Origin of the sequence: Psychromonas arctica DSM 14288 (assembly GCF_000482725.1) — a bacterium.
GTDB classification, from domain to species: Bacteria; Pseudomonadota; Gammaproteobacteria; order Enterobacterales; family Psychromonadaceae; genus Psychromonas; species Psychromonas arctica.
In genome coordinates, this window is sequence record NZ_AXWP01000055.1 from 32,015 (window position 1) to 43,333 (window position 11,319).

Annotated in this window: 12 protein-coding genes and 3 pseudogenes; 6 read left to right on the top strand and 9 right to left on the bottom strand. The window is 38.9% G+C overall.

What is annotated here, in order from left to right; translation table 11 throughout:
* The 3 genes and pseudogenes from H592_RS0108585 to H592_RS23250 form a co-directional block, all read right to left on the bottom strand.
* Positions 1-297 (bottom strand): annotated as a pseudogene (locus H592_RS0108585) (IS110 family transposase); the annotation flags it as partial.
* A gap of 119 nt (positions 298-416) precedes the next feature.
* A complete protein-coding gene (locus H592_RS0108590) occupies positions 417-1,124 on the bottom strand; it encodes an IS6 family transposase (protein WP_028868419.1) in 708 nt (235 codons plus the stop codon).
* 93 nt (positions 1,125-1,217) lie between these two features.
* Positions 1,218-1,466 (bottom strand): annotated as a pseudogene (locus tag H592_RS23250) (DDE-type integrase/transposase/recombinase); the annotation flags it as partial.
* A 162-nt stretch (positions 1,467-1,628) separates the two neighbouring features.
* Here H592_RS23250 and H592_RS23930 point away from each other — a divergent pair.
* The gene (locus tag H592_RS23930) at positions 1,629-1,766 is read left to right on the top strand and encodes a hypothetical protein (RefSeq protein WP_156916097.1); all 138 of its coding nucleotides are present in this window, start codon (positions 1,629-1,631) and stop codon (positions 1,764-1,766) included.
* A gap of 18 nt (positions 1,767-1,784) precedes the next feature.
* On the opposite strand, the gene H592_RS0108600 is transcribed toward H592_RS23930, so the two are convergent.
* Genes H592_RS0108600 through H592_RS0108620 form a run of 5 tightly spaced genes read right to left on the bottom strand, consistent with a single transcriptional unit; the run spans position 1,785 to position 6,979 of the window.
* The gene (locus H592_RS0108600; RefSeq protein ID WP_028868420.1) at positions 1,785-3,149 is read right to left on the bottom strand and encodes a heavy metal sensor histidine kinase; all 1,365 of its coding nucleotides are present in this window, start codon (positions 3,147-3,149) and stop codon (positions 1,785-1,787) included.
* A gap of 1 nt (position 3,150) precedes the next feature.
* A complete protein-coding gene (locus tag H592_RS0108605) occupies positions 3,151-3,834 on the bottom strand; it encodes a heavy metal response regulator transcription factor (protein WP_028868421.1) in 684 nt (227 codons plus the stop codon).
* A gap of 13 nt (positions 3,835-3,847) precedes the next feature.
* Positions 3,848-4,291 (bottom strand): cupredoxin domain-containing protein, encoded by a 444-nt coding sequence (locus tag H592_RS0108610; protein ID WP_028868422.1) that lies wholly within the window; start codon positions 4,289-4,291, stop codon positions 3,848-3,850.
* Positions 4,292-4,316: 25 nt separating this feature from the next.
* A complete protein-coding gene (locus H592_RS0108615) occupies positions 4,317-5,216 on the bottom strand; it encodes a copper resistance protein B (protein WP_051369095.1) in 900 nt (299 codons plus the stop codon).
* The gene (locus H592_RS0108620; RefSeq protein ID WP_028868424.1) at positions 5,213-6,979 is read right to left on the bottom strand and encodes a copper resistance system multicopper oxidase; all 1,767 of its coding nucleotides are present in this window, start codon (positions 6,977-6,979) and stop codon (positions 5,213-5,215) included. Before H592_RS0108620 ends, H592_RS0108615 begins: the two co-directional genes overlap by 4 nt.
* Before the next feature lie 366 nt (positions 6,980-7,345).
* Between H592_RS0108620 and H592_RS0108625 the strand changes: the two genes are divergently transcribed.
* Entirely contained in the window at positions 7,346-7,678 is a 333-nt protein-coding gene (locus H592_RS0108625) for a P-II family nitrogen regulator (protein ID WP_028868425.1), read from the top strand.
* A 125-nt stretch (positions 7,679-7,803) separates the two neighbouring features.
* Positions 7,804-8,196 (top strand): DUF3316 domain-containing protein, encoded by a 393-nt coding sequence (locus tag H592_RS0108630; protein WP_028868426.1) that lies wholly within the window; start codon positions 7,804-7,806, stop codon positions 8,194-8,196.
* Between the two features lie 223 nt (positions 8,197-8,419).
* Here the strand turns inward: H592_RS0108630 and ltrA are convergent, their stop codons facing one another.
* A complete protein-coding gene (ltrA, locus tag H592_RS0108635; RefSeq protein ID WP_084296242.1) occupies positions 8,420-9,850 on the bottom strand; it encodes a group II intron reverse transcriptase/maturase in 1,431 nt (476 codons plus the stop codon).
* A gap of 491 nt (positions 9,851-10,341) precedes the next feature.
* Here ltrA and H592_RS0108640 point away from each other — a divergent pair, with 491 nt between their 5' ends.
* The 3 genes and pseudogenes from H592_RS0108640 to H592_RS21845 form a co-directional block, all read left to right on the top strand.
* Positions 10,342-10,683, top strand: coding sequence for a hypothetical protein (locus H592_RS0108640; RefSeq protein ID WP_028868428.1), 342 nt, complete (start codon positions 10,342-10,344; stop codon positions 10,681-10,683).
* Positions 10,680-11,030: an IS66 family insertion sequence element accessory protein TnpB gene (gene tnpB / locus H592_RS0108645; RefSeq protein ID WP_025565448.1), complete on the top strand. Its 351-nt coding sequence runs from the start codon at positions 10,680-10,682 to the stop codon at positions 11,028-11,030. Before H592_RS0108640 ends, tnpB begins: the two co-directional genes overlap by 4 nt.
* Positions 11,031-11,110: 80 nt before the next feature.
* Positions 11,111-11,319, top strand: a pseudogene (locus H592_RS21845) (IS66 family transposase); the annotation flags it as partial.

Here is an 11,319-nt window from a genome sequence, read left to right on the forward strand (position 1 = left end):
TGATGCTTGTATAATTGCAAGTGCATCATTTTTATCTGTTTTTTGGTTTTGTCTTATCGTTGATACCAATTGAGCTGAAATCAATAACGCCTTGTGACCCGCTTCAATTGCTTTTTGTTTCCAGTAATTAGACCCGCTACATGCCTCATAGATAATAGTTACAGGCTTTTGTTGAAATAACCAAAGTAAAAATTCATCAGATGTCATTTCAATATTTGAATGCACTTTTTTATTTGTATAAATACAAACTTGAATAACTCTTTTTGCTAAATCAACACCAACTATTGTACTATCCATTGAGGACTCCTTTAATATTTTGTGTGGTAACAATGATATTACTCTACACGCTAACGAAGGTGTAGAGGGAGTCCAATTATCTTATCTGACTAGGATGACTAAAGGCTATAAAAATAGCCTTAATCTAAATTTTGGATACAACTAACCTGCACCCATTCAGAGAATGAGCGATCGCGGAATGCTCTATAATGTTTCGCTTGCATTAAATGACGGCCAAAACGAAACAGATTATTTACCACTCCGTGGCAACTTAAAAACCGCTGGGCTTGACCCTGTGATTTGAATTGACGCATCTGTCGTTCTTGTTGCCGAGTAGGCTGATGTGAGAGCTCACATCCATTATTTTCATACTGAACCGTTGAGTGTTCTACACTTGGCATTAATTCTTTTTTTGCTGCAGAGTAGCTTGCTAGTTTATCAGTCACAACCTTTAATGGCGTACCTCCCTGCTCTTTTAATAATCGTTTAAAGAAGCGCATCGCTGCCGCCTTATTCTTTCGTTTCTGAACTAAAATATCTATTTCATCACCATCTTGATCAACCGCTCGCCAAAGGTAATGTAATACGCCATTTATTTTGATAAAGACCTCATCCAAATACCAGGTATCACCAAGTTGACCGCGATTCTTTTTGATCTTGTTGCAATAGATAGCACCGTATTTTTTACACCACTGTCTAATCGTTTCATAGCTGACAACAATGCCTCTAGCAGCGAGCAGTTCTTCAATATCACGAAAGCTAAGTGTAAACCGATGATAAAGCCAAACGGCATGGCTGATGATTTGTGCAGGGTAACGATAACCGGCGTAGATATTAGAATTATTCATCTGCAGATTATCGCATAATTAGTGAGGTAGTTATTAACTTGACAGTATCCTCACCTGCATCCATTGAGAAAATGATCGATCTCGAAATACTCAATAATGTATCGCTTGCATTAAATGACGGCCAAAACGAAATAAGTTATTCACCACACCATGGCAACTTAAAAACCGTTGGGCTTGATCTTGTGATTTAAACTTACGCATCTGTCGTTCTTGCTGCCGAGTTGGCTGATGTGAGAGTTCACATCTATTATTTTCATACTGAATAGTTGAGTGCTCCACACTTGGTATTAATTCTTTTTTGGCAGCAGAATAACTAGCAAGCTTATCCGTCACAACCTTTAACTGTATGCATCCTTATTCTTAAAAAGCGTATAGCAGTCCTCTTGTTCTTTCATTTCTAGCCAAACTGCATGGCTAATTATTCGTGCAGGAAGCGATAACCTGCGTAGATATTAGAATTTTTCATCGAGATATTATCGCATAGCTGATGCAGAGGTTGTTGAGATGACAGTATCCAAATGCCAATGCTCAATTAGCCGGTATAGTGAAGCAATTGAAGCTAAAGTCATTAGTTCAAGTCGAGAATTACAACAAATAATTATTCCATTGATAAAACTCACAATGCAAAGGTATTTTGCTTAAGCAAACAAGCGAAGTCATTTATAAAATACGTTTACTCCCAGCGTTAAAGCAAAGTGTAAATTTTGTAACATTGTTTTCTGACACGACGGATATTTTCCCATTGTGTAATTCAACAATCGATCTGGTAATTGCCAACCCAAGCCCAACACCTTCATGTTTACTATGTGTTCTTGATTTATCGGCCCGATAGAAACGCTTAAATAGGTGTGGAATATCATCAGCTGAGATTGTTTTTCCTTTATTTTCAATAGTTGCAATTACTTGTCCATTTTGCTCGTTGAGCTTGACTATAATTTCACTATCACTGTCACCGTAGCGAATGGCATTGGATAGTAAATTACTAAAAGCACGTCGTAACATCAACTTGTCACCACTCAGTGTAGCCGTTCCGATTAATAATAGTGAGACCGAACTTTCCTCTGCAAGTGCTTCATAAAAATCAAAAATATCACTCACCTCTTGCTCTAATGAAAGCTGCTCTCTATTAATATTCAAGTGTTGATTATCAGACTTTGCAAGGAACAACATATCTGTAATCATGCGTGATAAACGCTCATATTCCTCAATATTAGAGGCCAGCGTATTAATATACTCTTCCTTCTCTCTTGGATAACTCAAGCAAACTTGAGTTTCAGTCATCAAATTATTTACAGGAGTACGTAATTCATGTGCAATATCTGATGAAAAGTGAGTAAGCGCAGTCATGGCGACTTCAAGTCGATCTAACATTTGATTTAATGTACATGATAATGAGTATATTTCGATAGGCAGATTATGAGTTGGCATACGTTTACTTAAATCTTTTTTTGAAATTAACGATGCTTTTTTAGTCAACTTAACCAGCGGTAATAAAGCTTGTCGTGTCATAAACCAACATAATAGAACGCTCAACGCACCCACAACTAATGTGAACTTAATTAACATCTCTTTAAAAACAGTTAAAAATTCCAAGTGATGGTTAATATTAACGGAGAGAGTGGCTTGAAGTAGTGGCAGTTCAGGTTTTTTACCCTTCATTTCAAAACGCATCGCAAGAAACTTCGCGCTATTATCTGACCAATAGAACACCTTCATCAACTGTCTAACTTGTTCAGTAGAATCAAGCAATGCTTCGCCGTATATAATTTTGTTTTGATCTTTTATTTGAATCGTTAACCCTGCATGGCGAGCAACTTCACTAGTAATGTTCATTAAGTTACTGCTTTTGTTATTGGAATAAAGCGATTGTAAAACGCTTATTTTATCTTCAAGCTGCTGTTTGTCTTGTTCAATAAAATGCTTACCAACGGCATCGTTTACTAACCACAATACACTACTAATCACCAGCAGGATTGAGCCTAAAAAATATAATGTTAAACGTTGAGTTAAAGAATGCTTAAACATATTATATCTCTTTCGCCTCCAACACATACCCCATTCCGCGCATAGTTTGTAACAACTTTGTATCAAAAGGAGTATCTATTTTGTTACGTAATCGGCGAATAGAAACATCAATGACATTAGTATCACTATCAAAATTCATATCCCACACTTCAGATGCAATTAAAGCGCGTGAAAGTACTTCTCCTTGATGGCGCATAAAGAACTCTAGTAGATTAAATTCTTTCGCGGTTAATGTTATCTTTTGGCCTGCACGTTGTACTTTGCGACGCAACAAATCTAACTCTAAATCAGCAATACACAGAGTATTTGTTTCAGTATTGCTTTTATTGCCTCTTTTTAAAATTGCACGTACACGAGCTAATAGTTCGGAAAAAGAAAAAGGTTTAATAAGATAATCATCAGCACCTAGCTCAAGTCCTTTTATACGATCTTCAACTTTATCGCGAGCAGTCAAAAATATAACAGGTGTTTCATTATCTTGTTTGCGCAACTGTGCGAGAATCTGCCACCCATTTAAATCGGGCAGCATTACATCTAAAATGATTAAATCATGATGCTGGCTAGTTGCATGATACAAACCATCAATACCATTAGATGACAGGTTTACAATAAACCCTGATTCAGTTAATCCCTGTCGTAAGTATTGCCCTGTTTTGGGTTCATCTTCAATAATCAAAATTTTCATTGCTGCCTACTAATTATTTAACGTTAAATGTTCCACTCATTCCTGCTTCATAATGGCCAGGAATTAAACAGGCAAAACTAATTTTACCAGAACGATTGAATGTCCACATAATCTCACCCATTTCATTAGTTTCTAAACTAACTGCATTAGGCTCATCGTGTGCCATATTGGGCATATTTTGCATCATTTTAGCATGCTGCTTAAACTCAGCGATCACCAGCTCATGTTTTAATTGGCCGATGTTATTTATCATTAAACGTACAGTTTCTCCTTTTTTAACATTCAAAACATCAGGCGTAAAACGCATTGTATCATCCATTGTCACTTCAATAGTTCGCGTTGTATTATGCAATGTACTTGCTGTCGCATCTAAATTTTTATTTTCTTCATGACCTGCACTTGCAGATACCACCGCAGAGAATAATGTTAGTAATAAAACAGAAGTAAGTTTTTTCATTTTTTTTCCTATCTATATTTATTGCTTAAAACCAAAATTTTAGGCCAGCGCCCCAATTGATTTGCTGACTCTCATCGCCTTCGCTTATGCTAAGGTCAGCACTGTTTCCAAATAACTTGACCCACTCTACGCCGATATAAGGAGCAAATTGGCGTGATATTTCATACCTTAGCCGTGCACCAAGCACAACATCGGAAACACCTTTACCTTGACCCTGTTCTAAATCATCTTTAGCAAATGCACTAAGCTCAATACTAGGCTGCAGTATTAAGCGCTGCGTAAGTAATAGTTCATATTCAGCTGAAATCTGAAATTCACTTTGCCCACCTTTAGTTAAATAAAACATAGCGTCGATTTCAAACCAGTAAGGTGTTAGCCCAGAGCCACCAGCAGCCAGCCATGTTTGGTTTTCATATTCACCCGTATCATAACGAAGACCAAGCTCAGTATTCCAAAATGTAGTCAAAGCAGAACTCCATAACAACTCACTGCTGGACTCATCAAGTTTCCCGCTATCGCTAAGCTCTCCCTCAAAATTAACTAATAATTTATCATAATCGCTTCCCACCCAAAATTGACTGTCATAAACCCATTCATAATCACCACGGTTATTGCTGTATTCAAAGCGGTCTACATTCACCCCCCAAAATAGCATTTCATCAGCAAGTTTTAGCTGCTTAGGCCCAGCTATTGAAAATGGAGCGTCCTTAAGGGTATAACCATCAGAATACTGGTGTGCTGAACGTGTTGTTAATAACAGGGAGTCTTTCTCATTGTCTCCAGACATATCCATCTGTGAATGATCCATCTTTTGCATCTCAGCATGAGAAGTCATTTGCTGCGCAAAGCTACTAAAAGATAAAATGCTCAATAAACTCAATAAACTGATGTTCTTAACCAACGGCATATAGGTTGTTTTGTTCATGACACCACCACTTTGCGAAACATACCCGCTTCCATATGAAAAAGAAGATGACAATGCCAAGCCCATTGCCCTTTTGCATCAACACTGACTAAAAAGCTTAAACGCTGCGCAGGTTGTACAGGGATGGTATGCCGACGAGCTAGAAAGTTACCGTCAGCGTCTTCCAAATCGCTCCACATGCCATGTAAGTGCATAGGGTGTGTCATCATTGTATCGTTATGTAAAATAATACGAATGCGCTCTCCGTAGTTAAGATGGATTGGGGTTGAACTACCAAACTCTACCCCGTCAAAGGACCAAGTATAACGTTCCATATTGCCCGTTAAATGCAACTCTAACTCTCTATCAACTGGGCGAACGTCAATGACTCCACCAACGGTTTTTAAATCTGCAAGCGTTAACACTCGGCGCCCATTATTACGTAACCCAACACCAGGGTCATCCAAATTAATACGTGGTGTATCTACTCGCATATCAACAGAAGGGCCTTGCTCTTGTATAGCATGGGATACTGTCTGACTTGCTTTATTACGGCTGGCAGGCATCTCCATTTGTGAATGATCCATTTTAGACATATCCATATCTGCCATGTTACCCATATCCATGCTCGACATATCCCCCATCATATCGACCATGGTTAATTCTTGAACCGGATCTAATGCCGGCACTTCTGCTGATAAACCCGGGCTACTCACCAATGTTCCCCGTGCATATCCGCTTCTATCCATTGCCTGTGCAAAAATGGTATAAGCAGCTTCCGCTGGCTTAACTAATACATCATAAGTTTCACCAGGACCAAACCTAAACTCATCAACTTCAACCGGCTCTAATTCACCACCATCTGCACCAACAACGGTCATTTTAAGTCCTGGAATACGCACATCAAAAAAACTATTACCTGCTCCGTTAATAAAGCGTAACCGGATTTGCTCACCCTGTTTAAAAAACGTTGTCCAATTATTTTTGCTGCTCTGCCCATTCATTAAATAAGTCAGCGTATTAGCAGAAAGATCTGCTAAATCAGTTGGACTCATACGCATCTCATTCCACATCTTACGCTTTCCAATCGCACCTGAAAGGCCACTTTTTTCAACATCATTGAAAAAATCAAATAGGGTTGGTTGATTATAATTATAATAATCCCCTTGGGTTTTAAGCTTTCCAAATACTGCCATCGGATTTTCATCAGTCCAGTCAGATAAAACAATCACTTTATCTTGCTCAATATTTATTTTTTGTTCCGCAGTCTCAATAACAATACCCCCATACATACCCGTCATTTCTTGAAAAGCTGAATGAGAGTGATACCAGTAAGTCCCACTTTGTGCGAGTGTAAATTGGTAAGTAAAGGTTTGCCCAGCTTTAATGCCAACAAAACTGATACCGGGTACACCATCCATTTGATACGGTAAAATAATACCGTGCCAATGAATGGAGGTATCCACATCAAGTGTATTAGTAACGTGAATGGTTATAGTTTGCCCCTCTTTCATGCGTAAGGTTGGCCCAGGAATTAATCCATTTATAGTGGTCGCAATACGCTTTTTCTCTGTGATATTGAGCAGCGTTTCACCAACCGTTAAAAAAAACTCATCACCCGATAATGTCGATTTCTGATGAGATTGATCAAACCTGCTATCTTTTTTTGATTTTGCCATCGCGATTGGCATTAATGGTGTTAACCCCAGTAATGTTCCGGCAACCAGAATGTTTTTTGATAATTCGCGCCGTGATAAATTGAACATCTTATTTGCTTTATTCATCTACATAGACCCTATACTTAATTATTAATTAACTGCTGACAATCATAAGCTTAACTCCCCCCCACCAACATGACAGAAGAATGACAATATTGTCATGTTCCTTATTTTGTGGGGAAGATAACCAGTCATAAAATCAAGTTAATTTATACTCTAAATAGCAATCTAATTAAGAGATCTTTTTAGGTGCTAGGAAAAATGGATGAAAGCAAAGTATTGATTGCAGTAACTAGAATTCTCATTACAAAATCAATAACAAGCTTACATTCATTTTAACAAGCATAAGTTAATAGGTGCTTAGGTAAATTGATACTTAGATAGATTGGTGTGTTGGTGTAAATACTTTTATTAATTATTTTAGGAGGTTATATGTCATATAAAAAAGTCACTGCGATTTTTGATCAAATAAAATTAACTGAAGTTGAAAACGCTTTAAAGCAACATTCTAACATTGGATTTACAATCCACTCTGTTGAAGGCAAAGGTACTTATGTTGATTTGTATAATATCAATACACTTTCCACACACATACAGATGGATATTTATACAAACCAGGACTGTGCGTTACAGGTAGCAAAAATTATTATTGATGCAGCTCATAGCAATAGTGAAGATGAAGGGCTAGTAGTCATTAGCGATATCGATACGCTATTTTCAATACATACAAAGCAACAAGTAAGTAATGATGAACTTAAATTATAAAATAACAGAATACTGTATTCTTACTGCAGATTAAAACATGACAAAGTCGTAATCTGTGCGACAGCATGGTGTCATGATGATTTGGTTATTATTAGTGTAAATCAATCACAGCAAAGGAAATACACATGAAAAAATCATTATTAGCAGTAGCAACTTTATTATTAGTAAGTACCCACACCATGGCTGATTCAATTGAGACTATGGATAAAGCTCATATGAATACGGGCGCAAATTATAGCTTAATTACCAAGACAACAACGTTAGTTTCTGAGCCAACAACGAGTCGTAACGCAGCTTATCAGCAAGGTTATGAAGTCATGGGTAATTTACATGGTAAGTCATCACAAGAACTGGTAACAATTCTCAAAACATCTTTAATTAATCTAGATGTTAAATCTGTTATGGTCGTAGATAAAGAAGTGACAGTGAAAGAGTTCTCGAAACAGCCAAATGTTATTAAATATCAAGCATTAGTTGATGTAAAATATCACTACCGTATATACGAATCAGATAATTAAAATGAGCTTCATAAATTAGTTTAGATAATAACGTTGAGTAAAAGATAAGTATTTATTTTAGATTATCAGTACTATGATTTTGCTCAACTATATTATTGAAGTGTTTAACATCAAATAACTCCTTCCTTACAATTAAGCCCAGTTCAATCGGTCGCGGTAGGAATGGTCATTACTGACCACCCCCCGCACAGATCCGGACGTGCGCTGCTAACGCATCCGGCTCCTACCTCGGGTATTTGGCGTAAAAGCGTTGTTCCGGATAAGGATGTACAATCCTAGGTTTTGGTAGCCAATATCTCACATAGTATTTAAATCGCTCCCAAGTCATACGGTGCCGCTGACTACGTCGTCTTAAGCTTTTCAACCATAACTTCTTCACTTCCTCAACAAATTGACCGATTTTATGGGCATTGTAAGGCACACCATAATAGTTAATATGCCCTTGGATCACTCGCCGTAGCCAGCGACCCGTTTCCCAGGGCTTATCATGGAGTCGTTTTCGAAGTGCCTGTTTTATCCGTTTTAGTTGGGTGATCTGTCTGTTGCGTTTTGTCTTGCGTTTTACGATAACTTCACCGGATAACTTCTTGCCGATATAGTGCGTAAAACCCAGAAAATCAAAAGTTCCCGGTTTACCTCGTGATGGATTTTCGCGATATTGCATCGGTGCAAAACGGCCAAATCGTATCAGCTTAGTTTTGTTTGGGTGGACTTTCAAACCAAAACACAAAAGTCGCTGAGTTAGCGCCCGCTGGCAATCAATAGCATCTTGGTGCTTTTGAAAACCCAACACTGCATCGTCAGCATATCTGATGATCGTGACATTGCCTCGCGCATATTTCCGTTGCTTATTAAGCCAGAGATCGAAACTATAGTGCAGGTAAATATTTGCCAAAAGTGGCGAGATAACTGCTCCTTGTGGTGTTCCGATTGTTGACTGCTGACGATGCCCATGACTATCGACAGTACCAACTTTAATCCATTGCCTGATAAGGCGGATAATACGCTTATCCCCTATTCGGTGTTCGATGAACTTGATGAGCCAGTCATGCTCTACGGTATCGAAGAACTTGCTGATGTCCAAATCCAACACCCAGTTTACCTTTCTTTTCATAATCGCCATATGCAGAGCATCTAGCGCATCATGCTGCCCACGTTCGGGTCTAAAACCATATGAGAAACCAAGAAAGTCAGTTTCATATATTTGGTTTAGCACCTGCACCGTTGCTTGCTGAACGATTTTATCTTCCAAACATATAATGCTCAGCCCTCGCTCACTTCCATCTTCTTTTGGAATAAACACTTGCCTTGCCGGCTTAGGTTTATAACTTCCTTGATGTAGTTTTCGGTGTAACGTTTGAATATTGCTATCTAGAGATGACGCGTAATCAAACCACGTTACTCCGTCATATCCAGCAGCCGAGCGACGCTTAAGTTTGAGAAAACTCTCCCGAAGCAGGTTTTCGTCTATATGATGGTAAAGATTAGTAAACTGTTGCTTCTTATCTTTTCTTGCTGCATTTCGCACAACCAGCAAACGTGACGTCGTATTATCCCAGCTCTGAGTCTGGATACGGGCGTGTTGTTGGTTGTTCCCCTTGGTCGAGACCCTTTTCTCCATAAATTCCGCGACATTGTTACCTGCTTTGTTCATTTACTTCCTCGATACTATGGTCTCGTCCGACTTCCTAAAAACTCAAATCAACCTAAACCCAACGGCTTTGATTGAAACGACCCACTGGCTCAGAGCGGGCGATAGTTTTGGATCTCCCAGGTTCCGTATGATGAATTTCCTCGCATGCATAGGTTCTACGACCCCGAAAGGCATAAAGAATGACTCACCATATTACGCCATAATTTATTATTGGTTTCTGCTTCGCTTAACAGCATCACCGCCTTTAATACTTATTACGTGGCTCAATAGCTAGCCTGCGAGTACCTCCGCTAACACTTCACACCAGAGGTTACCCGCTGCTGCGCATAGCTAAAGGACAGGGCGAGTGGTTAGCCCTTACCCAGAGAGGACTTTCACCCCATATTCAATCACCAGCTTTCCTGGCGTTCTAAGCGTCTAGCAAAGCACACCTAGTATCGACTTTCTGATTGTTTAAAAATATCTGCTCAATAATAAATTCGGAGCAGATAATGGAAACTTACAGAACAAGCGCACAGTGGCAACAACTCTTTCAACAACGTAGCCATTTCAGTGGTACTAATGTTGAATTCTGCCAACACCATAATGTCTCTATTACCACTTACTATAAACAGCGTACTTTATTGACAGAGGGCTTGCCTAAAACATCTTTACCAACACAAACACCAAGCCCCACTGCATCACGCTTTGTCCAGGTAAAACAAACCACTGAAATCAGCGCTCAAACTCATCAAAACAACATACAGTTTGATACGCGTACAGGTCAACTTACCCTGCCAGTCGATTTAGCAACAGCCGACATCGTAGCCATCATTAAAGGGGTAGCAGTATGAGGATGTTTGTCGATGTGCCCACCGTTTATTTATGTGCCGATGCCGTCGATTTTCGTAAATCGATTAATGGACTAGCGGCCTTGGTAGAAGCTGAGCTTGAATTACCTGTGCTCAGTGGGGCGCTATTTGTGTTTTGTAATAAAGGCCGTGACAAACTCAAACTACTTTATTGGGATAATACCGGCTTTGCACTCTGGTATAAGCGGTTAGATAAGCATAAGTTCAAATGGCCCAAACTTATATCTCCCACCATGACCTTAAGTCAGCAACAATTACATTGGTTATTATCGGGTTATGATGTCATCGGTCATCGCAATATTGATGTTACCGGTAAGCAAGTACTCTAATTAAAAGGATCAATTGATGATCATCAACACTTGTTCACTTAATACTGGAAAGCCTGCCGTGATGCCTTAATATAGGCGTCATGAAAAATGAACTTGCCCTTAAACAGCGTATTGCTGAGCTTGAAAGTCTACTCGACTATGAGCGACAATTATCTTTACAGAAAGATGCCCACATCGCGGCATTGGAAGAGCGCTGGCGTTTAGCCCAACAAAAGCAATTCGGCAAAAGTGCTGAAGGCTTTGTTGGCCAAGGTGAATTATTTAATGAAGTAGAAGAGATTGTTGAAGC

Coding starts and splice junctions, on each gene's coding strand:
- tnpB (WP_025565448.1), top strand. CDS start 10,680: ATGAGGATGTTTGTCGATGTGCCCACCGTTTATTTATGTGCCGATGCC.
- H592_RS0108630 (WP_028868426.1), top strand. CDS start 7,804: ATGAAAAAATCATTATTAGCAGTAGCAACTTTATTATTAGTAAGTACC.
- H592_RS0108625 (WP_028868425.1), top strand. CDS start 7,346: ATGTCATATAAAAAAGTCACTGCGATTTTTGATCAAATAAAATTAACT.
- H592_RS0108610 (WP_028868422.1), bottom strand. CDS start 4,291: ATGAAAAAACTTACTTCTGTTTTATTACTAACATTATTCTCTGCGGTG.
- H592_RS0108600 (WP_028868420.1), bottom strand. CDS start 3,149: ATGTTTAAGCATTCTTTAACTCAACGTTTAACATTATATTTTTTAGGC.
- H592_RS0108620 (WP_028868424.1), bottom strand. CDS start 6,979: ATGAATAAAGCAAATAAGATGTTCAATTTATCACGGCGCGAATTATCA.
- ltrA (WP_084296242.1), bottom strand. CDS start 9,850: ATGAACAAAGCAGGTAACAATGTCGCGGAATTTATGGAGAAAAGGGTC.
- H592_RS0108615 (WP_051369095.1), bottom strand. CDS start 5,216: ATGAACAAAACAACCTATATGCCGTTGGTTAAGAACATCAGTTTATTG.
- H592_RS23930 (WP_156916097.1), top strand. CDS start 1,629: ATGACAGTATCCAAATGCCAATGCTCAATTAGCCGGTATAGTGAAGCA.
- H592_RS0108590 (WP_028868419.1), bottom strand. CDS start 1,124: ATGAATAATTCTAATATCTACGCCGGTTATCGTTACCCTGCACAAATC.
- H592_RS0108605 (WP_028868421.1), bottom strand. CDS start 3,834: ATGAAAATTTTGATTATTGAAGATGAACCCAAAACAGGGCAATACTTA.
- H592_RS0108640 (WP_028868428.1), top strand. CDS start 10,342: ATGGAAACTTACAGAACAAGCGCACAGTGGCAACAACTCTTTCAACAA.